Here is a 22952-nt window from a genome sequence, read left to right on the forward strand (position 1 = left end):
CCCCCGCCCCGACGTCACGCCGCGCACCGAGAGCCCCCGCATCGAGGCGCCTCTGCGCCCGCGCGAGTTCGCCTTCCGTCCGGCCGGGGAAAACCGTCCGCTGCCGACGCCGGAGCAGCCGCGCCGCGAGCCCCTCGCCTTGCGCAACGTGAGCCGCGAAGACGCCTCCCTGCGACCCGAGACGGCGAGCCCGCTGCTGCGCGCCCCATCCCCGACGGTGACGCCGCCGGCGGCCGCGGAGGTCGCCGCTCCGGTGATCCATGCCCCGGCGCCGGCTCAGTCAGCGCCTCACGCCTCGCCTTACGCGGCCCCGCCGGTGGCCGCGCCCCCGAGCGTGCCCCACGCCGAGGAGGCTCCCGCCGTCGAGCCGGAGGCGCCGCGCGATCCGCTGGACGATTTCGACGCCGAAATGGCGAACCTGCTCGGCCGCACCAACGCGCGCAGCCGCTGACCCTTCCGCCGGCTTCGGCCGGTCCCGGACGCAAGAAGGCCGGCGGGGCGATGGCTCCGCCGGCCTTCTTCACATCTGAAATCGCTCTGCCGAAATTGGCAGCCGAAAACAGCGGCTCAGTCGTCGCGGTAGACCCGCTCGCGCCGCTCGTGGCGCTCCTGCGCCTCCACCGAGAGGGTGGCGATGGGTCGGGCCTCAAGGCGCTTCAGCGAGATGGGCTCGCCGGTGTCCTCGCAATAGCCGTAGGAACCGTCCTCGATCCGCAGCAGCGCCGCGTCGATCTTGGCGATCAGCTTGCGCTGGCGATCGCGGGCGCGCAGCTCGATGGAGCGATCGGTTTCGGACGACGCCCGATCCGCCAGGTCCGGGTGATTCTGGTTCTCGTCCTGAAGGTGCTGCAGGGTCTCGCGGGCCTCCTTCAGGATGTCGTCCTTCCAACGCAGCAGCTTGAGGCGAAAATACTCGCGCTGCCGGTCGTTCATGAAGGGCTCATCCTCACGGGGCCGATAGTCCTCGTCGATTTGGATCGACATCAGCAAGGTCCTCGATATGCGTCGCTCTGCCGTCGAAGCAAGACGCTGCAAGGCGGATCATGCCCATCCGGCCTTGCGTGGAGCCAAGCACCGACAACGAACTCCCCGTCACGGAACTCAAGGGCTGGCGCCCCAGCGTCCGGGCCGGCGGAGCCGACCTTTCGGCCAGGAGGACGCCCCATGGTCGCCGCGCTTATATCGACGCCTTCGGGTTCCGACAACCGGCATGTCCTTGTCCAGCGGGCGCCGCCCCTTGACGGATGGGCGCCGGGTGCCGACCTTGCTGCGGCGCGACAGGCGGCGGAAGGGATCAAGTCTCATGCGGTTCGAGGGCACGAAGAGCTATGTGGCCACCGACGACCTCAAGGTCGCCGTCAATGCGGCCCTCGTCCTCGAACGCCCCCTGCTCATCAAGGGCGAGCCCGGAACGGGAAAAACCGTTCTGGCGCAGGAGGTTGCCGAAGCGCTGGGGGCGCCGCTGATCGAGTGGCACGTGAAGTCCACCACCAAGGCGCAGCAGGGCCTCTACGAGTATGACGCCGTGGCCCGCCTGCGCGACAGCCAGCTCGGCGACCCCAAGGTCCACGACATCGCCAACTATATCCGCAAGGGAAAGTTGTGGACGGCCTTCTCCTCCCCCGTGCGGCCGGTGCTGCTGATCGACGAGGTGGACAAGGCGGACATCGAGTTTCCCAACGATCTGCTGCAGGAACTCGACCGCATGGAGTTCCATGTCTACGAGACCGGCGAGCAGGTGAAGGCGGAGCAGCGCCCCCTCGTCATCATCACCTCCAACAATGAGAAAGAGCTGCCGGACGCCTTCCTGCGCCGCTGCTTCTTCCACTACATCCGCTTCCCCGATCCCGAGACCATGCGGGCCATCGTCGAGGTGCACTTCCCCGGCATCAAGCAGCGGCTCGTGGGCGAGGCCCTGCGCATCTTCTACGAGCTGCGCGACGTGCCGGGCCTGAAGAAGAAGCCCTCCACCTCCGAGCTGATCGACTGGCTGAAGCTGCTGATGGCCGAGGACATCGAGCTGGAAACCCTGCGCGAGAAGGACGTGCGCAAGGCCATCCCCCCGCTTGCCGGTGCGCTGCTGAAGAACGAGCAGGACGTGCACATGTTCGAGCGCCTCGCCTTCCTCGCCCGACGGGAGCAGCGCTGATCCATGGACGCGACGCAGATCCTCGTCGCCCTCCTCGTCATCGGCGCGCCGCTGGCGCTGTTCCTCAGCCTGCGCGGCAGCGGCAAGGGTGGCGGTGGCGAGAAGGCTGCCGCCGCGAAGCCGGACGCCGCGCCGAACCGGGCGAAGCCGCCGGCGGACTACGGGCTCGGCCGGGAGGATTCCCCCTCCCCCGCCGCATCGACCGCCAGCAGCGAGCCGGACACCGCCAATGCGCAGCGGGCCGCCGCGGCTGCGGCAGCCGGCGGCGCGCTCATCATCGCGGCGGGGTATGCGGCCCATCACCATTCCGGCGAGGCGGGGGGCGAATCCCCCCATGTGGGCCACAGCGGCGGCGGCCCCGATTCCGGTGACAGCGGCGGCTCGGGCGACGGGGACGGCGGCGGCGAATAGGGTCGCCCGGCGTCGCCCCGCGAACAACACTTAGCCAACCTACGAAGTTTTCCTTGCGGGGATCGATTGCGCGCATATACTTAGCTACATGGCTAAGCATGATCCCGATCTCTCGCTGCTCTTCCACGCGCTGGCCGATCCGACCCGCCGGTCGATCCTGACGCGCCTCGCCGAGGGGCCGGCGGCGGTGACGGATCTCGCCGGCCCCACGGGCCTGCGCCTGCCCACCGTGATGCGGCATCTGTCCGTGCTGGAGGAGGCCGGGCTGATCGCCACGACCAAGGACGGGCGCGTGCGCACCTGCGCCATCCGCCCCGAGGCGCTGGAGCCCGCCCGCACCTGGATCGACGAACAGCGCGCGCTCTGGGAGGCCCGGCTCGACCGGCTGGACGCCTTCGTGACCAACGTGATGAAGGGAGGAGACCAATGACACCGCAGGACGCCCCCGGCGATTTCGCCACGCTCACCTTCACGCGCGAGGTCGCCGCGCCGCTCGCGACCCTCTGGCAGGCCTGGACCGCCCCGGCCGCACGCGCGGTGTGGGCTGCCCCCACGCCCGCCGTGACGGTGGAATTTCTGGAGGCAGACACACGCGTGGGCGACCGCGAGGTCACGCTGTGCAAGGTGGCGGGTGCGCCCGACATCCGGTGCGACTGCGGCTGGCTGGCGCTCACGCCCTCCGCGCGCAGCGTGAACTATGAGGTGGTCTCCAGCGAAGGAGAAACCCGGTCTGCGGCGCTGGTGACGGCGGATTTCTCCGGCGACAGCGAACGCAGCCGGCTGGTGGTGACCGTCCAGCTCTCCTCGCTCGTCGGGGATATGGAAGCGGGGTACCGGCAGGGCTTCGAGGCCGGGCTCGGCAATCTCGCCAGCGCGGCCGAGCGCACCATGGTGCTGGAGCGGGTCATCAAGGCCCCGCGATCCGTGGTCTGGGGCGCGTGGATGAATCCTCAGTCGCTGCCGCAATGGTGGGGGCCGGACGGCTTCTCCTGCCGCACCACGCGCATCGATCTGCGGCAGGGCGGGGAGTGGGTGTTCGACATGATCGGGCCGGACGGCACCGTCTTCCCCAACCACCATCTCTACCGGGAGGTGCGGCCGCAGGAGCGGATCGCCTATTCCCTGCTCTGGGGCGAAAACGGGCCGAAGCACGCCGACGCCTGGGCGGCGTTCGACGAACAGGATGGGGCGACCAAGGTCACGCTGGGCATGGTGTTCAGCACGGCGGCCGAGTTTAAGACCGCCAAGGGCTTCGGCGCGGTGGAACTCGGCCAGCAGACGCTGGCCAAGCTGGAACGGCGCGTCACGGGCTGACGCTCAGCCCGGAACCCTCACCACCAAATCTCTCACCACCAAATTTCTCACCACCAGGCCTTGCCGATGTTGAAGGTGTAGCTGAGAGAGACGCCGGCGGTGAACTGGTTGGCATCGGTGGTGAGCGGTGAGGAGGCCGCATCGCCGAGGAGGCGGCCATAGCCGCCGAACACGCCGGTCTCGAAGCCGTTGCGGAAATTGTAGGTGAGCTGCGCCATGGCGCCCACCATGTCGAAGCCGGCGGAGGCGTTGTAGACCGGCAGCGGATTGCCGAACGCATTGGCGACGACGGCCTGGACCGGCGTGACGCCGAAATAGGTGCTCATGTAGCCCGAGCCGCCATAGGTGAGGCGGGGGCCGACGGCGAAGCGCCACTGGCCGTAGGGCAGGATCACGTCCGCGCCGAGCAGGCCGCGGATGCCTTCGAAGCCGCCAACGCCGTAGCGCAGTTCCGCGCGGGTGCGCAGCCAGTCGGTGATGTACCACTCGGCGAAGGCGCCGGCTTCCAGCGCCGGATCGATGTTGCCGAGGCCGGTGAGGCGATAGGAATCGCCGGAATCACGGCCCCAGTCGATGCGGCCAACGGCGCCGATGCGGAAATTGCCGGTGTCGAAGAGGGCCAGGGACGGGTTGTCGTCCACGCTGCGGAAGACGTTGAGCTGGCTCGCCTTGCGGACGGAGAAGATGAGGCCGGGCCGGAAGGAATAATTGTCCGCGCCGGGATAGCTCGGGTCCGCCGAGACGGACGCGCCGATGGTCAGGTACCAGTCCTCGTTGGCCGAGGGCGGAACCGGGGTGGGCGGCGGCGGCGTGAACAGGTCGGCCGCCTGCGCGACGCCGCACGCTCCCCCGGCGAGTACCGTGGCGAGGAGGAGGGAACGCAGCTTGCGGAACACGACCATCGGGAGACCTCTGTCAAAACCTGCGGCCATCCTGTGGCCGGGCGGCTTTACGAAATGCCAAAACCGCACGGCTGGTGCACGGCAATAAAGCCGGCAAATCCGCTTGTGCAAGGTGAGGGTTAACCAAGCGTTGGGTCAAGGCCGCCGGGACGATCCCGGCCCCGCGTTGCAGATCGGCAACGCCTGTCCGGCGCGGCCGGCCAGGAAGGCGCGTCACGAAGGCGCGTCAGGAGGGCGCGTCAGGAGGCGCGGCGGCGCCGGCTGATGAAGACCGCGAGCCCCACCCCCACCAGCGAGGCCGCGAGGCCGTACCAGGTGAGCGCATATTCCAGATGCCGGTTGGGAAAGGCGATGCGCGTGCCGCCGCCGATGGGCAGTCCGCCCGGCACCGGCGTCGCATCGGCATCGATGAGGAAGGGCGCAGCGCCGGAAATGCCGCGGGCGGCGGCGATCTCGGCCGGCTCCATGCGGTAGAAGCTGCCGTGGGCGGGATCATTGGCCGGCACGAACCAGCTCGCCTCCTCGGGGAAGCGCAGCAGGCCGACCACCTCCACCTCGCCCTTGACCTCACCTTCCGCCCGCGTCGCGGGATCGCGCCGGTCGGACGGGACGAAGCCGCGGTTGATGAGGATGGGCGGGCCATCGGGGCGAATCAGCGGCGTCACCACGAGGAACCCCTGCCCCTTCACCGGGCCGGCGGCGTCCTCTCCGCGCACGGTGTAGACGAGGGCTTCCTTCGCATGGTCGAAGGTGCCGCGCACTTTTACCCGGCGGTATTCGTCCTCCTCGCGGGTCAGCGCGGGCCAGCGGGCGGGGGGCGGCACGTCCTGCGGGGCGGCGTGGACGCGCGCCTCGACGCGGGCGAGCAGCGCCTCCTTCCAGGCGAGGCGATTGAGCTGCCAGGTGCCGAGGCCGACGAGCACGGCGAAGGCCACGCAGGCGAGCACGAGCAGGAGAAGCCCGCGGCCGCGCCGCGCGGGAGACGGCGCGGTGGCAGGCGGCACCGAGGACGGCGGCACCGGGGACTGCGCTTTGCCGGTCACTGGCCGTCCAGCCGGCCCTCGGAGGCCTTGTTGCGATACTGCAGCGCCACCATCAGCGCCTTCAGCGGCCGCAACAGGCCGAGGGTGACGACGAGGATGGCCGGGATCCACAGCAGCGCGTGGACCCACATGGGCGGCTCGAACTTCGCCTCCACCCAGAAGGCGAGCGCGACCACGATGAAGCCGGCGAACAGGATGACGAACACCGCCGGCCCGTCGCCCGCATCGGCGAAGTCATAGTCGAGGTCGCAGGAGGTGCACTTGGGCGCAAGGTCGAGGAAGCCCTTGAACAGCGGGCCGCGGCCGCAGCGCGGGCAGCGGCAGGAGAGTCCCGCCGCGAAGGGGGAAACCGGGGCGTGATAGGGATCGAGCGACACGGGGCACCTCCGGTGCCGAAATGAGAAGGCCGGCGCGTGGGTGCGCCGGCCTGAGGCTTGTCTCTGGCGCGGTGGAACCCGCGCGGATCAGGCGTGTCCGCCCTGCGCCCACACATAGATGAAGGTGAACAGGAACAGCCACACCACGTCCACGAAGTGCCAGTACCAGGCGGCCGCCTCGAAGCCGAAGTGCTTCTGGGGGGTGAAGTCGCCCATGTAGGTGCGCATCAGGCACACCGCGAGGAAGATGGTGCCGACGATCACATGGAAGCCGTGAAAGCCGGTCGCCATGAAGAAGGTCGCGCCGTAGATGTTGCCGGCGAAGTGGAAGTGCGCGTGGATGTACTCGTACGCTTGGCACATGGAGAACAGGACGCCGAGCACCACCGTGCACCACAGGCCCCACTTGAGGCCCTGACGGTCGCCGTGCACCAGCGCGTGGTGCGCCCAGGTCACCGTCGTGCCCGAGGTGAGCAGGATCAGCGTGTTGAGCAGCGGAAGGTGCCAGGGATCGAGGCTCTCGATGCCCTTGGGCGGCCACACGCCGCCGGTGAAGTCCATGCGCATGAAGTTGATGGCCTCACCCGAGAACAGGGAGGCATCGAAGAACGCCCAGAACCAGGCGACGAAGAACATCACCTCGGAGGCGATGAACAGGATCATGCCGTAGCGCAGGCCGAGCACCACCACGCGGGTATGGAAGCCGGCGCGGCTCTCGCGGATCACGTCCCGCCACCAGCCGAACATGGTGTAGAGCACGCCGAGGAAGCCGACGATCATGACGAGCGAGGTGCCGCCGTGCATCCACACCACGGCACCCGAGGTGAGGATCAGCGCCGCGACCGAGCCGATGATCGGCCACGGGCTCGGGTCGACGACGTGGTAATCGTGCTTGACGTGTATGTCGGCCATGGCGAACCGGCCTCCCCTTTTCCCAGTCTCGTCGAGCCCACCCGGCTTCACGCCGGGGGGCCGTTTGCGTTCTGGACGGCGACGCCGCCCGAATGTCATGCCCCGGTCGGGGCGGTGATCGTTGCGCCTAGAGCGGCTTTCGCGCGCCCTCCGCGTCGGCGCGGACCTTGTCCAGCGTGTCCGCGTTGGCGCGGACCTGCGGCTTGTCCGCCTTCGCCGGGAAGAAGGTGTAGGACAGGGTGATGTCCTTCAGCGTCTTCAGGTCCGGGTCGTCGGCGATGGACGGATCGACGTAGAACACCACCGGCATGTCCATCTTCTCGCGGCCGGCCAGCGTCTGCTCCTCGAAGCAGAAGCACTGCAGCTTCACGAAATAGGCGCCGGCCTGGGGCGGCGACACGTTGTAGGTGGCGTTGGCGCGGGTGTCGTCGGCGGAGCGGTTCTGCGCCGTGTAATGGGCAAGGCTGGTGGCGCCGATCTTCACCGTCATTTCGCGCTGCACGGGCGCGAAGGCCCACGGCAGGCCGGGCGAGACGTTGGCATCGAAGCGGATGGTGATCTCGCGGTCGAGCGGCGCGGCGGTGGGCGTCGAGCCGACGCGGGTGGCGCCGCCGAAGCCGGTGAGCGAGCAGAACATGGCGTAGAGCGGCACCGAGGCGTAGGTGACGCCCACCATGGCGGCGATGAAGCCGACGCACGCAGCCGCCACCACCCAGTGTCGGGCGGCACGGGGAGCGCTCTCAGCCATCTTGTCGTTCGCCTCGACCATTCCTCGTCCTCGCGTCCGGAGCCCCCCGGACCCTCTTCCGTCTGATCCTGCCCGTTCCGCCGATCCCCTGCCCTGCCCTAGAGCGGGCGGTTGAGCACGTTGGGACCGAGCTTCACGATCGTCACCACGTAGAACAACAGCGCCAGGAACCCCAGCACGGAGGCGATGGCGATGCTGCGCGCGCGCTGCCGCTTGAGCTGCTCGGGCGTCAGCACGACACCGTCCTCCTGCGGAGGACGCGGCTTTTCCTTCTTCTCACCGCTCATCGCAGCAGGCCACCAATGACCGCCTCGCCGAGCAGCGTCGCGAACAATGCAAACAGATACACGATGGAAAATCCAAACAGGCCCTTGGCCGCCTTCACCGCCGCCTCGCCCTGCCGGACGCGGAAGACGCGCACCGCAAGGACGATCATCCAGGCCCCGGCCAGCACCGAGACCGCGCCATAGGCGAGGCCGGCATAGCCGAGGAAGGCGGGACTGGCGGCAAGCGGCACCAGGAACAGGGTGTAGAGGAGAATCTGCAGCCGGGTCTCGTCCGGCCCCGCCGTCACCGGCAGCATGGGGACGCCGGCGCGGGCGTAGTCGTCGGCCCGGTAGAGCGCCAGCGCCCAGAAGTGGGGCGGCGTCCAGAAGAAGATGATGGCGAACAGCAGCACCGGCTCCAGCGACACGGTGCCGGAGGCGGCCGCCCAGGCGACCAGCGGCGGGAAGGCGCCGGCGGCACCGCCGATGACGATGTTCTGCGAGGTCGAGCGCTTCAGCCACATGGTGTAGATCACCACATAGAAGAAGATGGTGAAGGCGAGCAGGGCGCCGGCGAGCGCATTGACCAGAAGGCCGAGCACCACCACCGAGAAGGCGGAAAGGGTAAGGCCGAAGGCCAGCGCCTCGCGGCCGGTGACGCGGCCGGAGGGCACCGGACGGCCCCGCGTGCGGGTCATCACGGCATCGATGTCGGCGTCCCACCACATGTTGAGCGCGCCCGAGGCGCCCGCGCCCACGGCGATGCACAGCAAGGCGGTGAAGGCGATGACGGGGTGCACGTCGCCCGGCGCACGCACGAGGCCGACCAGCGCGGTGAAGATCACCAGCGACATGACGCGGGGCTTCAGGAGCTCGAAATAGTCGCGCGGCGCGGCATGGCCCTCGCCCGCGGCGGCGACGCCGGCCGACGCAGCCCCGCCCGCCATAACGCCGCCCGACGCCATGGCGTACGGGTCGGGTCCGGTCAGGCTGGCACGCTCGTCACTCATTTCCAAACTCCGGACATCCTTGAACGCGACGTTCGAGACTTCATTTCGGAAAGATCCGCCCCGGAGGGCGGCGGGAGCCGCGGTCGCCCGCGGCCCCGGAGCCTGGGTTCCGGCCTCACTTGATGCGGGGCAGGACCTCGAACTGGTGGTAGGGCGGCGGGGACGGCAGGGTCCACTCCAGGGTGGTCGCACCCTCGCCCCACGGATTGTCCCCCGCCTTCTCCTTGCGCAGGAAGGCGAGCGTGGTGCCGGTGATGAAGATCAACACCGCGACGCCGGAGATGTAGGAACCGATCGAAGAGACGAAGTTCCAGTGGGCGAACGCGTCCGGATAGTCCGCATAGCGGCGCGGCATGCCGGCGAGACCCAGGAAGTGCTGCGGGAAGAACACCAGGTTCACGCCGACGAAGGTGACCCAGAAGTGCAGCTTGCCCCAGAATTCCGGGATCATGTAGCCGAACATCTTCGGGAACCAGTAGTACCAGCCCGCGAAGATGGCGAACACGGCACCGAGCGACAGCACGTAGTGGAAGTGCGCCACCACGTAATAGGTGTCGTGCAGCGAGCGGTCGATGCCCGCGTTGGAGAGCACCACGCCGGTGACGCCGCCCACGGTGAACAGGAAGATGAAGCCGATGGCCCACAGCATGGGCGTGCGGAACTGGATGGAGCCGCCCCACATGGTGGCGATCCACGAGAAGATCTTCACGCCCGTGGGCACCGCGATGATCATGGTCGCGGCGACGAAGTAGGACTGGGTCGAGGAGGACAGGCCCACCGTGTACATGTGGTGCGCCCACACCACGAAGCCCACCACGCCGATGGCGACCATCGCGTAGGCCATGCCGAGATAGCCGAACACGGGCTTGCGCGAGAAGGTGGAGATGATGTGGGAGATCAGCCCGAAGCCGGGCAGGATCAGGATGTACACCTCGGGATGGCCGAAGAACCAGAAGAGGTGCTGGAACAGGATCGGATCACCGCCGCCGGCCGGGTCGAAGAAGGTGGTGCCGAAGTTGCGGTCCGTCAGCAGCATGGTGATGGCGCCGGCCAGAACGGGCAGCGACAGCAGCAGCAGGAAGCCCGTGATGAGCTGCGACCAGGCGAACAGCGGCATCTTGTGCAGCGTCATGCCCGGGGCGCGCATGTTGAAGATGGTGGTGATGAGGTTGATGGCACCGAGCAGCGAGGACGCGCCGGCAAGGTGCAGCGAGAAGATCAGCAGATCCATGGCCGGGCCGGGATGGCCGAGCTTGGACGAGAGCGGGGGATAGATGGTCCAGCCGCCGCCGAAGCCGTTGGTGCCCGGCGCGCCTTCCACGAACAGCGAGGAGAGCGCGAGGATGAACGCGGGCGGCAGCAGCCAGAAGGCGATGTTGTTGATGCGCGGGAACGCGGTGTCCGGCGCGCCGATCATCAGCGGGGCGAAGTAGTTGCCGTAACCGCCGATGAGCGCGGGCATCACCATGAAGAAGATCATGATGAGGCCGTGGCCGGTGGTGAAGACGTTGAAGGTCTGCGGATCCTTGAAGATCTGGAGACCCGGCTGCTGCAGCTCCATGCGGATGGCGATGGAGAGGGCGCCGCCCACGATCCCCGCCACGATGGCGAAGATCAGGTACATCACGCCGATGTCCTTGTGGTTGGTCGAGAACACCCAGCGCTTCCAGCCCGTGGGGATGTGCGCATCGTGGGTGTCGTGATCGTCGTGATGGCTGTGGGTGACTGCCTCGGTGGCCATTCCCGCTTTCCTCGTGTTCCCGGCGCCGGCCCCGTCCCGCCGCGCCGCATCTACCCTGGAAACCGCCCGGCCGTCCGCCGCGCGGGGAAACCTCAAGGGCCCGCCAGAGCGGGCCCGGAACCGTCAGCGCGCGGTCGCGGCACCTTCGAGGGTGCCGGCATCGGCGAACTTGCCCTCGGCATCCCTGGCGGAAGCGAACTTGGCCTTGGCCTGGGCGACCCAGGCGTTGAAGTCGGCTTCGCTCACGGCGCGCACGGCGATGGGCATGAAGGCATGGTCGCGGCCGCACAGCTCGGAGCACTGGCCGTAATAGACGCCCTCGCGGGTGATCTTGAACCAGCTCTCGTTCAGGCGGCCCGGCATGGCGTCGATCTTCACGCCGAAGGAGGGCACCGCGAAGGAGTGGATCACGTCCGCCGCCGTCACCTGGATACGGATGTTCTTGTTGATCGGAACAACGACTTCGTTGTCCACCGCGAGCAGGCGGGGCTGGCCGGGCTTCAGGTCCTTCTCGGCGACGAGGTAGGAGTCAAAGCCGAAGCCGCCATTGTCCGGATATTCGTAGGACCAGTACCACTGGTGGCCGGTCACCTTCACGGTGAGGTCGGGCTTGGGGATGTTCAGTTCCAGGTGCAGGAGCCGGAACGAGGGGATGGCGATGGCCACCAGGATCAGCACCGGCACCACCGTCCAGGCCACTTCGATCATGGTGTTGTGGCTGGTCTTGGAGGGCACCGGATTGGCGCGCTCGTTGAACCGCACCACCACGATCACCAGCAGCACCAGCACGAACAGCACGATGGCGGTGATGATGCTGATGAGCAGAACGTTGAAGGTGTGGATGTTCTCCATCACCGGGGTGGCGGCGTCCTGCAGATTGATCTGCCACGGGGCCGGCTGGCCCATCTGGGCATGGGCCGCCGCGCTCGCGAACATCACCGCGGCGAAAGCGCCGGCGGCGAGGGCAGCATCGCGCATACGGGTCGCGGTGCGAATGAGCGACATCATCTTCTACCCATCTCCCTGGCCGGCGGAGAACCGCCGGGAATTTCCCTGCCGCCGGTGCGCCGAAGGGGCGCGCCACGGGGCCCTTATTCGAGTGCGAGACCGCGTTCTGCAGCCGCATGCAACTGCGTTGTTTTTGGGCAGGCACTCTCCCTAAGATTCATCAAACACAATTGGGGGCGCCTTGCAATCGCCCGGGGTTTGCCCAATTGGACAAAACGTCCAAGCCCGCTCCGGCCGGCGCCGGAGGACGCGCCGATCGTTTTAGTAACCAATTGTTCTAACTCCACTTTAGCCAGCCCCACACACCTCCTCGAGCGAGTCGCACGGGGTTTGAAACGGGGCGCAAGAGACAAAATACCGCGCACCCCGTCCGTGGTTTACGCAAGGGCGCCGGGTCGGAATGCCGACGGGGGAAAGTGGGTCCTGCCCCATTGTTGACGCGATGCCTTGGGCATTAAGGCATTGGTTCACGAAATCAGATAAGGCAGGATCGCCCGGCCTCCCCCGCCGGACCCTGCCGGAGCTTGCGATGGTCCTGTCGTTCCGACCTTTTCCCGCCATTGAGACCGATCGCGCCGAAACGCCCGGCACGGGGACGCCTCGCGCCGGGGGGCGCGCGCTGGCGCTGTTCCTCGGGGCCTTCGTGGCCGCACTGCTCTCGGCGGCGGCCCCGGCGGCGGCGCAGGGCGTGGTGAAGTCGGTGTTTGGCGAATGGCAGATTCGCTGCGACACCCCGCCCGGCGCGCAGAGCGAGCAGTGCGTGCTGCTCCAGTCGGTGCAGGCGGAGGACCGGCCCAATGTCGGCCTCACCGTGATCGTGCTGAAGACCTCCGACCAGAAAAGCCGCCTGCTGCGCGTGCTGGCGCCGCTCGGCGTGCTGCTGCCCGCCGGCCTCGGCCTCAAGATCGACGACCAGGACATCGGCCGCGCCGGATTCGTGCGCTGCCTGCCCAATGGCTGCGTCGCCGAGGTGGTGATGGACGAAACCCTCGTCGGCCGCCTCAAGTCCGGCAAGACCGCCACCTTCATCATCTTCCAGACCCCGGAAGAGGGCATCGGCGTCCCGCTCAGCCTCAACGGATTCGGTCCGGGATTTGATGCCCTGAAGTAAGGTCGTCGGCCGTCGTCACGCTTCGGCGGACGGCCACCACCCCGCCGCGTCGACGGCATGGTTTCGACACGCTCGCCCGTCATGAGCGAAGAGCAGGAGCCACTGGGGATGGGTGGCGCCGAAGTTGCTTGGAAGCAGCCCTTGCGGAAGGCGTTCTGATCCGTCAGGGATCGGGACCGGGGGAGGACGTCGCGCATGCCAGTCGATGAACACGCCTTGTTCGGTGGGGCGCTGGCCTTCATGTGCGCCGCCGTCATCGCGGTCCTCGTCGCCAAGCGCATCGGTTTCTCACCCATCGTCGGCTACCTCCTGGTGGGCATCGCCATCGGCCCCATCGGCCTCAATGTGGCCGACCCCTCGGTGGTGCACACCGTCGCCGAGCTGGGCGTGGTCATGCTCCTGTTCCTCGTCGGACTGGAGCTGAAGCCGTCGCACCTCCTCTCCATGGGGCACTACATCTTCGGGCTGGGCACGGCGCAGCTGGTGCTCACCTCGCTGGCGTTCGCGCTGCTGGCCTATTTCGGCCTCGGCTTCGGCGTGGCGGCGGCGGTGGTCTCCGGCCTCGCGCTGTCGGTGTCGGGTACCGCCATCGCGCTGCAGCTCGTGGGCGAGCGCGGCGACCTCGGCAGTCCCTACGGGCAGCGTACCTTCTCCATTCTCCTGTTCCAGGACATCGCGGTGGTGCCGCTGCTGGCGCTGGTGCCGCTGCTCGCGCCCGGCAGCGAGACCGAGATCCATGATCCGAAGGCCACGCTGATGCAGGCGGGCATGGCGGTGGGCGCCATCGCCGTCATCGTCGTGGCCGGCCGCTATCTGCTCAATCCCCTGTTCCGGGTGCTGGCCCGCTCCGGCGCGCGCGAGGCGATGACGGCAGCCGCGCTGATGGTGGTGCTCGGCGCCGCCGGCCTGATGGAGATCGCCGGCATGTCGGCGGCCATGGGCGCGTTCCTCGCCGGCCTGCTGCTCTCGGAAAGCACCTTCCGGCACGAACTCGAAGCCAATGTGGATGCCTTCCGCGGCCTGCTGCTCGCCATCTTCTTCATGAGCATCGGCATGACGCTGAACATCGACGTGATCCTCCACCACATTCCGCGCCTCGTGGTGGGCGCGCTGGCGGTGGCGGTCATCAAGTCGGTGGTGGTCTATCTGGTGTTCCGGGCCGACAACATCGCCCCCGGCGATTCCCTGCGCGCCTCGGTGGCGCTGATGGCGGCGGGCGAATTCGCCTTCGTCCTGTTCCCCCTGGGCCTTGCCAACAACATCCTGCGCACCGAGCAGACGGACCTGCTCATCGCTCTTGCGGCGCTCACCATGGTGCTCGGCCCCCTGCTCTTCGCCGGCGTCTCGCGTTTCCTGCCGCGCTTCACCCCGCCGGCGCCGGAGCCGCCCGCCGACGATTTCACCGATGCCGACGGCTCCGTGCTGGTCATCGGCTTCGGCCGGTTCGGGCAGATCGTGTCCCAGTGCCTTCTGGCGCAGGACGTGAGCGTGACGATCATCGACAAAGACGTGGAGATGATCCAGAGCGCCGGCCGGTTCGGCGTGCACATCTATTATGGCGACGGCACCAGACTTGACGTTCTTCGCGCCGCTGGCGCGGAGACGATGGAAGTGATCTGCATCTGCGTGGACAACAAGGACGACGCCAACCGCATCGTGGAGATCGTGCGGACCTCCATCCAGGGGCCGCGCCTGTTCGTGCGCAGCTTCGATCGCGTGCATTCCATGGAGCTGGTGCGCCTCGGCGTGGATTTCGAGCTGCGCGAGACCCTCGAATCGGCCCTCTCCTTCGGCGCCCGCACCCTTGAGGCGCTGGGCGTGAGCGAGAGCGCCGCCGAGGCCCGCATCGCCGACGTGCGCGAGCGCGACCGCGCCCGGCTGGAGCGGCAGATGCAGGACGGCCTGTTCGCCGGCGCCGATCCCTTCACGCGTCCCAAGGTGGAGCCAGAGCCTCTCACCGAACCCGAACACCGCGCCCGCCCGCTCAACCCCGAGGCGCAGGACATCCTCACCCACGAGACCGAATTCTCGGGCTGATCGGGCGGGGGCGCCGCCGCTTGTCCGGGTAAAGAGGCGTCGGGGCAGTGTGTCCGGACCAGCACCGCGGTCATGGCCGGGCTTGTCCCGGCCATCCACGTGGGTGGGCCGGGAACACCCGTCCAGACATCGCGCCTGCGGCCCGACGTGGATACCCGGGACAAGCCCGGGCATGACAGTGGTGAGCAGAGGGAACAGCTGTTCGAGCACGGGGACACCCTTGGCTCCAAGCGCGGCCGGCGGGTGCGGCGAGCCATCTCGCGCACCGGACGCATGGAGCGCCAGCGGACTGCGAGCTGGCGCCCAGCTCAAAAGACGGCCGAAGGCACTTCCGCCCCCCAGCGCTCTCACGCATTGCCCGCTGCGCGGGAATCTTGCGCTGGGGCCCCGGGTCAGCGCTCCGGCTGAAGCCGTCGCTTGTCCGGGGGACCAGCGCCCGGTACCGTTATCCGAGCTGGAAGCATCGCTTCCACCATCCCCTGTCAATTCCCGTAACGGAACCGAACCATTTCGTGATTTCGGCAGGACGATGGCGTAAGCTTGCTGCCAAGATTTCGGGCAGAAGCCGGAGCGGGACGCCTTCTCCCCTCGCACGCCCGCGATCCGACGGAGTTCGCGTATGGATCAGTTCGTGGAGATGCTGCGCGCGGCCCAGGGCGGGCAGGCGATGGAGAATATCGGCCGCATGTACGGCCTTTCCGCGCAGCAGGCCCAGCAGGTGGCCGAGGCGGTGATGCCCGCCTTCGGGGAGGCGTTCAAGCAGGCCTCGCAATCTCCCGAATCCCTTGCCGCGTTGATGACGCTGATGACGAGCGGCCCCTATGGCGCCTTCTATTCGCAGCCCGCGCCCCCCGCCGAGCTGACCCGCGCCGGCTCCGAGGCGCTCGATACCGTGTTCGGCTCGTCCGAGGTCAGCCGCGCCGTGGCCGCGCACGTCGCCTCCTCCACCGGCCTCGGCATGGCCATGGTGAAGCAGGTGATGCCCACCTACGCCACCTTGGTAGTGGGTGGCCTCGCCAAGTCGCTCGCCGCCTCCGGCGCGTTGCAGCAGATGCTGGCCGCCATGCTCAGCCGGATGCCGGGGCAGACCGAGCAGAAGATCGCGCCCATTTCCTCGGGCAATCCCTGGATCGACGCGTTCCTGGCCTTCACCAGCACCGCCACCGAACAGGGCGGCCGGTCCTACAGCACGGGCAATCCGTGGGCGGATGCCTACGCCCAGATGATGTTCCAGCGCGCCGCCCCGGCCCCTGCGCCCCAGCGCAATCCGGCCAACGCATGGCAGGACGTGGTGAACGCCATGTCCAAGACCATGATGCAGGCCGGCGTGCCGCCCACCCGCGAGAAGCCGCCGGAGCCCCCGCCCGCGCCGCTACTGCCGTTCCAGAACTTCTTCGCGCAGATGTTCGCCCAGGGCTTTCCCCCACCCTTCCCGCCGCCGGCCCAGCCCGGCGCGCCCGATGCGAGCCGGCAGGCCTATGCGGTGCCGGAATTCTGGCTCAACATCATGCGCTCGGCCGCAGCGTCCATGGCGGCCGCCACCCAGAGCATGAATGCGGTCACCCAGAACGGGCAGACTGTGCAGGAAGCCGAGACCCTGCCCCCCGACCGCCCCCGCCTCGGCCGCGCCGATGGCGACAAGCCCGCGGCGGACCGCTTCTCCGGCGGCAAGTGATTGAGCTCAATGAATTGATCGCCAGATAAAAATCGACCCGCGCCGGTTGCGGACGGCGCGGGTCGAGGCACGGCGGAGTCGAGGGGCGCTTCCGCCGGATTCTTGAATTCAGTCGGCCGGGTAGCCGCGCCAGGCAGCGAGCCGCGCCGCAGCCCGGCGCTCCTTGGCGCGGACCACCAGAAGCTGGGTCGGGTCTTCGAACAGCGGCGCGGAGACGGCATCGCGCACATCCGCTCGCGTCACCCCGATATCGCGCAGCATATGGTCATCGAGATGGGCGATCTCGGCCATCACCTGCCGTCGCTCCATGACGCGGCCGATGGTCTGCACCTGACGCAGGCCCTTGACGGCAGCGCCGACGGCCGAGAGGCACAAGGCGGCGACCAGCTCGCCCGCGGGGGCGAAGGGGGTCCTGCGGGTTTCACCATGGTACGTCATCATCATCTCCGTTGCCTGGATGCGCTCCGCCGACCCTCCTTTCCGGGGCCGTGATGGTCTGAACACACCCGGCATGTACTGAACGGGCCTGAAACTGGCCCTGACACCCCGGTGAAACCACCCGATTTCGCGCCGCATCCAATCGGCAGGACCTTTCTGGATGCTTCGCACAAATCACGCTAGCGAATGTTTTTCATCTCTCGTATCGTTTTGTGTGATGATTGCGGCGACGGGGCGGCCGGCCCATGCGGCTGGCGCAGGGCTGCCCCACAGGAGCGCGACGATGACGGCCATGCTCGACCCCGACCAGCTGAGAACCTTTGTGGCCATTGCCGAAACCGGCAGTTTCACCAAGGCGGCGGAGGTGGTCCACAAGACCCAGTCGGCGGTCTCCATGCAGATGAAGCGGCTGGAAGAGCGGGTCGACCGCCCCATCTTCGTCCGCGACGGCCGCGCCTCCCGCCTCACCGAAGACGGCGAACGCCTCCTCGACTACGCCCGGCGCATCGTGAAGCTGAACATGGAAGCGGTCTCCAGCTTCGCCGACGCCGAGCTTTCGGGGCGGGTGTGCCTGGGCGTTCCGGACGATTACGCGGACCGCTATCTGCCTGATATCATGGCGCGATTTTCGCGCACGCATCCGTCTGTCGAGCTCACGGTGATCTGCGAGCCCACCGCCGAGCTGGTGCAGTACATCGCCTCCGGCACCATCGATCTCGCCATCATCACCGCCACCGAGATCACCTCGCGCAACGCCCATGTGATCCGCCGCGAGCGCCTGCTGTGGGTCTCCTCCGCCCGCCATGCGGCGCATCTGGAAACCCCGGTGCCGCTGGCTTTGGGGCGGCCCACCTGCCAGTGGCGGGAGATCGCCGTGTCGCGGCTGGCGGGTGCCGGTCGCGGGCACCGCATCCTCTACACCAGCCCCAATTGCGGCGCCGTGGTCGCGGCGGTTCTCTCCGGTCTCGCGGTGTCCGTGCTGCCGGAATCGGCGTTGCGCACCGGCATGCGCGTGCTCGGAGCGGCGGAGGGCTACCCGCCCCTACCCCCTTGCGATATCGGGCTTTTGCGCAATCGCCACGAGCCTTCCGCGCTGGCCGATGCGCTCGCCCAGCACATCGTGCAGGGCCTCGACAACCTCACCGAAGTGGACGCGGCGGAGTAGGCCGGCGCGGCCCGTCACACCGTCTCGGCGTAGCGCTCGTAGGCGTCCTCGACCGTGAGGATATGCGAGCGCATGGCCTGCGCCGCCTCCGCCTTGTCCCCCCGCAGGATGGCCGTCACCACCCGGTCGTGCTCCTCATAGGAGCGGGCCAGGCGGCCGAGGGTGCGGAACTGGGCGCGGCGGAACGGCTGCAGCCGGGCGCGGGTGGCGAGCGTCAGTTCGGTGAGGTAGTCGTTGTGGCTGCCGGCATAGAGCGTTGTGTGGAACCGTTCGTTGAGCACCGTGTAACTGCCCTCGTCACCCCGCCGGGTGAGGTCGGCCAGCTCGGCATGGATGGATTCAAGCCCCGCCCGTTCGGCCGGCGTCATGTTCACCGCGCACAGGCCGGCGCACAGGGCTTCCAGCTCCGCCATCACGTCGAACATGCCGCGCAGACGATCGAGGGACGGCTGGGCCACCAAAGCGCTGCGATGGGGGCGCGCCTCCACGAGGCCGGATGCGGCAAGGTCGCGCAACGCCTCCCGCACCGGCGTGCGGGATACGCCGTAACGCTTTGCGATATCGACCTCTTCCAGCGCCGTACCGGGGGCGAGGCGGCCGCGTACGATGTCGTCGGCGATCTGCAGACGCAGTTCCTCGGTGCGCGTCACGGGGCGACCGACCGTCCGGCGCTTGCGCACGCGCGGGGTCGGGGCCGACGTCTTCATGGTGGGTGGCGCGAACAGGGTCATGTGCAGGATTTTACCGGGATTCCCGCCTGCGGCGAAATCCGTGAAACGTCGCAAGTGGATGGCAAGTCATACGCCGGCAAGTCATACGCCGGCACGTCATGCCGTCGGCTCGTCGATCATGGAGACGTGGGCGGCCACCACACGCCAGCCTTGCGAGGTCCGCACCCAGGTCTGCTGCTGGCGCCCCACCTTGCCCGGCGCGTTGTCGCGATAGAACAGGGTGGATGCCACGGCAAAGTCCCGGCCGTACGTGGTGATGACCGTCTGCGCCAGGTTGCGCGCGAGGCCCACCGGCGAGCGGGCACGGCGGAAAGCGCGAATGGCATCCATGCCATAGAGGTTCTCGCCGCCGCCAAAGCGGATGGTGCGCGGATCGTCGCGAAACAGGGCCTCCAGCGTCTCCACATCGTTGCCGACCAGCGCGGCCTCGTAAGCCGCGAACGCCTCTTCGACCTCGGCCTTCACCTCGGGAATGTCGATCTCCAACGGGTCCTCCTTCAAAATGCTGCCGCGGGTGCGGCGGCGACTCCCTGCCGCTCCAGCTCCGCGGCCACGCGCAGTGCCATGTCTTCTCGCCACGGCGGCGCGATGACCTGCACGGCGACGGGCAATTCAGGTATGTCACCCACATCCACCCGCACCGGCACGGCCACCACGGGCAGGCCGATGAAGGAAATGGGCTGGGTGAACAGGCCGAGGTTCGGCCGCACCAGCATCTCCTCGCCATCGAGCATGAAGGTCTTCTGCCCCAGCTTCGGCGCCCGGCAGGGCGTGGCGGGGGCGAGGAGCACGTCGTGAGTCTCGAACAGCTTCAGCATCTCACCCCGGAAGTGCCGGCGGAAGCGCTGGGCGGCATCGACCCACGAGGCGGGAATGGCGAGGCCGGCCAGCAACCGGTCGCGCACGGCGGGATCAAAATCCTCCGCCCGCACGGCGAGGCGCCGGGCGTGGAGGCTCGCCCCTTCGGCCGCGGTGATGATGTAGGCGGAGGCCCGGGCGCGGGCTGCGTCGGGAATGTCCACCATGTCGCGTGCACCGAGCGCGGCGGCGACCGCATCCACGGCGGCGAACGCTTCCGGATGCGCCTTGGCGCGGAACCAGCCCCCGGCGAGGGCGATGCGCAGCCCGCCGATCCCCTCCCCGATCACCCCGGACACAGGCTCGAAGGGGCGCGGCGTCTGGCCGGGATCGCGCGCATCCTCGCCCTGCATGGCGTCATAGGAGAGCGCGAGATCGGCCACCGAGCGGGCGAGCGGCCCGAGGTGATCCAGCGCCGTCACGAAGGGAAAGCTGCCGCCCCGCCCGAGCCGGCCATACGTGGGCTTCAGCCCGAACGTGCCACACAAAGAGGACGGCACGCGGATGGAGCCGTTGGTGTCGGAGCCGAGCGCGAGCGGAACCATGGCCGCCGCCACCGCCGCCCCGGAACCACCGGAGGAGCCCCCCGACATGCGGGTGAGGTCGTGCGGGTTGCGCGAGGACCCGTCATGGACGTTCTCGCCGGTGAAGTCATAGGCGTATTCGCCCATGTTGAGCCCGCCGACGAGGATGGCGCCGGCCGCCTCCAGCTTCTCCACCAGAAAGGCATCCTGGGGGGACGGGGCACGTTCCCGGTTGATCTTGGAGCCGGCGCGGGTGGGCAGGCCGGCGATGTCGAACAGGTTCTTCACCGCGAACGGCACGCCGGCGAGCGGGCCCAGCGGTTTGCCGGCGGCGCGGGCGGCGTCGATCCCGTCCGCCTGGGCGCGGGCGCGCTCCGCCGTGAGGTCGGTGAAGGCGTTGATGGCCGGATCAAGAGCCGCGATGCGGGCCAGCGTCGCCTCGATAACGGCGCGGGCGGTGACGGTGCCGGACGCGACGGCGGCTGCGATTTCGGCGGCGGTCGCGCCGGCGAGGCGGGTGGCGTAGGGAACGGGGACGGGCGCGTTCATGACCACCTCACGGACGATACACGGGGGCCGGCTCCTCGGCGTCGCCGAGGTCCAGGCTGCGCACCAGCGTCGCTGCATCGGCGATGCTGCGCAGATAGGCAAGCGCCTCCGTGCGCCATTCGGGGCGCGCGGTGATGCCGTGGGCGGAGAGCGCCCCGTCGAGAAGTTGCGCGAGGGCGGCATCCTCGACCTTGGGCAGGGTGGTTTCGCTGGCCATGGTTTGCCTCAGACCGGGGGATGGGGAATGGCGGCGATCAGTTCGCGGGTATAGGCGTCCTTCGGTGCTTCCAGAACCGCCTGAGCGGTGCCCTCCTCCACGATCCGGCCTTGCCGCATGACGATCACCCGGTCGCACAGAAGGCCCACCACATGGAGGTCGTGGGAGACGAAGAGATAGCTCATGCCGAGCCGCTGCTTCAGCTCCTCCAGAAGGTTCAGGACCACGGCCTGCACCGACACGTCCAGCGCCGCCGTGGGCTCGTCGAGGATGACGAGATCGGGATCGAGGGCGATGGCACGGGCGATGCCGATGCGGGCCTTCTGGCCACCGGAAAGCTGGTGCGGGAAGCGCTCCAGCAGGTTCTGGGGCAGGCCCACCATCTCGGCGAGCTCCGCCACGCGGGCATTGAGCTTCGCGCCGCCGGAATAACCGCCCATGCGCAGCAGCGGATCGGCAATGGCCCGGGAGGCCGTGTAGCGGGGATTGAGGCTCTCGGTCGGGTCCTGGAACACCATCTGGATGCGCTTGCGCATGGGGTGGTGGGCGAAATCCTTGGCCGGAATGGCGCCGATATCCTCGCCGGCGAAGGTGATCTTGCCCGCCGTGGGATCGATGAGGCGCATCACCATGGTGGAGGTGGTGGACTTGCCGCAGCCACTCTCGCCCACGAGGCCGACGCTTTCGCCGCGCTTCACCTCGAAGGAGATGCCGTCCACGGCGCGGAAGATTGTCTCCTCCGGCGTCAGGGGCTTGCCCTTGAGCTTGGCGAAAAAGGCCGAGGGCGCGCCCTGGCGGGGATATTCGCGGACGAGGTTTTCCACGGTGAGCAGGGTTTCACCGGCACCAGTCGCCGGCGCCGGCTTTGCTGCCGTAGTGGCCGGCGCCTCGCCCTCCGGCAACAGATCCTTCAGCGTGATGCCCGGCCGGGGCGTCGCACGCATGAGCTTGCGGGTGTAGGGGTGCTGGGGATCGCGGAAGATGCGCTCGGCGGGCGCGGTCTCCACCACCTTGCCCTTCTCCATCACCATCACCGTATCGCAATAGGCGGCGGCGAGGCCGAGGTCGTGGGTGATGAGGATGGTGGACATGCCGCGCTCGCGCGTCAGCTCGGTCACGAGGTCCATCACCGCCTTCTGGGTGGTCACGTCGAGGCCCGTGGTGGGCTCGTCCGCGATCATCAGCTGCGGCCGGCAGGCCAGCGCGAGCGCGATGACGATGCGCTGGCACATACCGCCGGACAGCTCGAACGGATATGCGTGGTAGCGGTCTTCCGGCCGGGCGATGCGCACCTGCTTGAGGATGTCGATGACCTTGTGCTTCACGTTGCGCGGGTCGGCCTGGACATGCTGGAGCAGCACGTCGCCGATCTGCGCGCCCACGGTGCGGATGGGGTTCAGCGCCGCCCGCGGGTTCTGGAAGATCATCGACATTTCGCGGCCGCGCAGGTCGCGCATCTCGCTCTCGGGCGCGTGGGCGACGTCGATGCCGGAGAAGGTGATGGAGCCGTCCGCGATGCGGCCGGCGCGGTCGAGGATGCGCATCACCGTGTAGGAGGTGACGGACTTGCCCGAGCCCGATTCCCCCACGATGCCGAGCGTCTCGCCCTTGCCGAGGGTGAGATCCACCTTGCTCACCGCCGTGACGATGCCGCGGCGGGTGGCGAACTCGACGGTGAGATCGCGTACCTGAAGCAGCGGGCCGCTCGGCGTTTCGGAGGACTTGGCGGCGCGGTCCTTCACGTCCACAACTCCATGCATGGCGGC

At 68.4% G+C, this 22952-nt stretch carries 24 protein-coding genes and 1 pseudogene; 9 read left to right on the forward strand and 16 right to left on the reverse strand.

Annotated features, from left to right (window positions below; translation table 11 throughout):
* Nucleotides 1-451: pseudogene (locus ACE3QW_RS09580) on the forward strand (hypothetical protein); the annotation flags it as partial.
* 116 nt (nt 452-567) lie between these two features.
* On the opposite strand, the gene dksA reads toward ACE3QW_RS09580, so the two are convergent.
* Complete coding sequence (gene dksA / locus ACE3QW_RS09585) at nt 568-984, reverse strand: RNA polymerase-binding protein DksA (RefSeq protein ID WP_024278561.1); 417 nt, start codon at nt 982-984, stop codon at nt 568-570.
* A gap of 319 nt (nt 985-1303) precedes the next feature.
* Here dksA and ACE3QW_RS09590 point away from each other — a divergent pair, with 319 nt between their 5' ends.
* The 4 genes from ACE3QW_RS09590 to ACE3QW_RS09605 all read left to right on the forward strand — a co-directional run bounded on the left by ACE3QW_RS09590 (nt 1304) and on the right by ACE3QW_RS09605 (nt 3874).
* Entirely contained in the window at nt 1304-2149 is an 846-nt protein-coding gene (locus ACE3QW_RS09590) for a MoxR family ATPase (protein ID WP_029558866.1), read from the forward strand.
* A 3-nt stretch (nt 2150-2152) separates the two neighbouring features.
* Nucleotides 2153-2560 carry a hypothetical protein gene (locus ACE3QW_RS09595; RefSeq protein ID WP_374251337.1) on the forward strand — a complete coding sequence of 136 codons (408 nt, stop codon included), beginning with the start codon at nt 2153-2155 and terminating at the stop codon, nt 2558-2560.
* Nucleotides 2561-2648: 88 nt separating this feature from the next.
* Nucleotides 2649-2990, forward strand: a complete 342-nt coding sequence (locus tag ACE3QW_RS09600; protein WP_374251338.1) for an ArsR/SmtB family transcription factor — start codon at nt 2649-2651, stop codon at nt 2988-2990.
* Nucleotides 2987-3874 (forward strand): SRPBCC family protein, encoded by an 888-nt coding sequence (locus ACE3QW_RS09605; protein ID WP_374251339.1) that lies wholly within the window; start codon nt 2987-2989, stop codon nt 3872-3874. The genes ACE3QW_RS09600 and ACE3QW_RS09605 overlap by 4 nt, the downstream gene beginning before the upstream one ends.
* Before the next feature lie 47 nt (nt 3875-3921).
* Here ACE3QW_RS09605 and ACE3QW_RS09610 read toward each other — a convergent pair whose 3' ends face one another.
* The 9 genes from ACE3QW_RS09610 to coxB form a co-directional block, all read right to left on the reverse strand.
* Nucleotides 3922-4776: a MipA/OmpV family protein gene (locus tag ACE3QW_RS09610; protein ID WP_029558868.1), complete on the reverse strand. Its 855-nt coding sequence runs from the start codon at nt 4774-4776 to the stop codon at nt 3922-3924.
* A 239-nt stretch (nt 4777-5015) separates the two neighbouring features.
* Complete coding sequence (locus tag ACE3QW_RS09615) at nt 5016-5819, reverse strand: SURF1 family protein (protein WP_374251340.1); 804 nt, start codon at nt 5817-5819, stop codon at nt 5016-5018.
* Entirely contained in the window at nt 5816-6196 is a 381-nt protein-coding gene (locus ACE3QW_RS09620; RefSeq protein ID WP_029558870.1) for a DUF983 domain-containing protein, read from the reverse strand. The genes ACE3QW_RS09615 and ACE3QW_RS09620 overlap by 4 nt, the downstream gene beginning before the upstream one ends.
* A gap of 87 nt (nt 6197-6283) precedes the next feature.
* A complete protein-coding gene (locus ACE3QW_RS09625) occupies nt 6284-7108 on the reverse strand; it encodes a cytochrome c oxidase subunit 3 (RefSeq protein ID WP_024278553.1) in 825 nt (274 codons plus the stop codon).
* A gap of 127 nt (nt 7109-7235) precedes the next feature.
* Nucleotides 7236-7877: a cytochrome c oxidase assembly protein gene (locus ACE3QW_RS09630; RefSeq protein WP_374251341.1), complete on the reverse strand. Its 642-nt coding sequence runs from the start codon at nt 7875-7877 to the stop codon at nt 7236-7238.
* A 77-nt stretch (nt 7878-7954) separates the two neighbouring features.
* Entirely contained in the window at nt 7955-8143 is a 189-nt protein-coding gene (locus ACE3QW_RS09635; protein WP_024278551.1) for a hypothetical protein, read from the reverse strand.
* Complete coding sequence (locus tag ACE3QW_RS09640) at nt 8140-9069, reverse strand: heme o synthase (protein ID WP_374251378.1); 930 nt, start codon at nt 9067-9069, stop codon at nt 8140-8142. Before ACE3QW_RS09640 ends, ACE3QW_RS09635 begins: the two co-directional genes overlap by 4 nt.
* 178 nt (nt 9070-9247) lie before the next feature.
* A complete protein-coding gene (gene ctaD, locus ACE3QW_RS09645; protein WP_024278549.1) occupies nt 9248-10873 on the reverse strand; it encodes a cytochrome c oxidase subunit I in 1626 nt (541 codons plus the stop codon).
* A gap of 123 nt (nt 10874-10996) precedes the next feature.
* Nucleotides 10997-11851: a cytochrome c oxidase subunit II gene (gene coxB, locus ACE3QW_RS09650; RefSeq protein ID WP_374251379.1), complete on the reverse strand. Its 855-nt coding sequence runs from the start codon at nt 11849-11851 to the stop codon at nt 10997-10999.
* A 559-nt stretch (nt 11852-12410) separates the two neighbouring features.
* Here coxB and ACE3QW_RS09655 point away from each other — a divergent pair.
* The 3 genes from ACE3QW_RS09655 (at nt 12411) to ACE3QW_RS09665 (ending at nt 16704) form a co-directional block, all read left to right on the forward strand.
* A complete protein-coding gene (locus tag ACE3QW_RS09655; RefSeq protein ID WP_374251342.1) occupies nt 12411-12992 on the forward strand; it encodes an invasion associated locus B family protein in 582 nt (193 codons plus the stop codon).
* Between the two features lie 195 nt (nt 12993-13187).
* Nucleotides 13188-15029: a monovalent cation:proton antiporter-2 (CPA2) family protein gene (locus tag ACE3QW_RS09660; protein WP_374251343.1), complete on the forward strand. Its 1842-nt coding sequence runs from the start codon at nt 13188-13190 to the stop codon at nt 15027-15029.
* A gap of 619 nt (nt 15030-15648) precedes the next feature.
* Complete coding sequence (locus ACE3QW_RS09665; RefSeq protein WP_024278545.1) at nt 15649-16704, forward strand: DUF937 domain-containing protein; 1056 nt, start codon at nt 15649-15651, stop codon at nt 16702-16704.
* Between the two features lie 108 nt (nt 16705-16812).
* Here the strand turns inward: ACE3QW_RS09665 and ACE3QW_RS09670 are convergent, their stop codons facing one another.
* A complete protein-coding gene (locus ACE3QW_RS09670; protein WP_374251344.1) occupies nt 16813-17148 on the reverse strand; it encodes a DUF1127 domain-containing protein in 336 nt (111 codons plus the stop codon).
* 277 nt (nt 17149-17425) lie between these two features.
* Between ACE3QW_RS09670 and ACE3QW_RS09675 the strand changes: the two genes are divergently transcribed.
* Nucleotides 17426-18307 carry a LysR substrate-binding domain-containing protein gene (locus tag ACE3QW_RS09675; RefSeq protein ID WP_374251345.1) on the forward strand — a complete coding sequence of 294 codons (882 nt, stop codon included), beginning with the start codon at nt 17426-17428 and terminating at the stop codon, nt 18305-18307.
* A 14-nt stretch (nt 18308-18321) separates the two neighbouring features.
* Here ACE3QW_RS09675 and ACE3QW_RS09680 read toward each other — a convergent pair whose 3' ends face one another.
* The 5 genes from ACE3QW_RS09680 to ACE3QW_RS09700 all read right to left on the reverse strand — a co-directional run bounded on the left by ACE3QW_RS09680 (nt 18322) and on the right by ACE3QW_RS09700 (nt 22946).
* Nucleotides 18322-19014, reverse strand: coding sequence for a GntR family transcriptional regulator (locus ACE3QW_RS09680; RefSeq protein WP_250165845.1), 693 nt, complete (start codon nt 19012-19014; stop codon nt 18322-18324).
* A 120-nt stretch (nt 19015-19134) separates the two neighbouring features.
* Entirely contained in the window at nt 19135-19524 is a 390-nt protein-coding gene (gene hpxZ, locus ACE3QW_RS09685; RefSeq protein ID WP_374251346.1) for an oxalurate catabolism protein HpxZ, read from the reverse strand.
* Between the two features lie 11 nt (nt 19525-19535).
* Nucleotides 19536-20969, reverse strand: coding sequence for an AtzE family amidohydrolase (locus ACE3QW_RS09690; protein ID WP_374251347.1), 1434 nt, complete (start codon nt 20967-20969; stop codon nt 19536-19538).
* 7 nt (nt 20970-20976) lie between these two features.
* On the reverse strand, nt 20977-21186 hold the full coding sequence (locus tag ACE3QW_RS09695) for an AtzG-like protein (RefSeq protein ID WP_374251348.1): 210 nt from the start codon (nt 21184-21186) through the stop codon (nt 20977-20979).
* A gap of 8 nt (nt 21187-21194) precedes the next feature.
* The gene (locus tag ACE3QW_RS09700; RefSeq protein ID WP_374251349.1) at nt 21195-22946 is read right to left on the reverse strand and encodes a dipeptide ABC transporter ATP-binding protein; all 1752 of its coding nucleotides are present in this window, start codon (nt 22944-22946) and stop codon (nt 21195-21197) included.
* Between the last annotated feature and the right edge of the window lie 6 nt (nt 22947-22952).

The sequence above is a fragment of the Xanthobacter sp. genome (assembly GCF_041911315.1).
Classification (GTDB): Bacteria; Pseudomonadota; Alphaproteobacteria; order Rhizobiales; family Xanthobacteraceae; genus Xanthobacter; species Xanthobacter aminoxidans.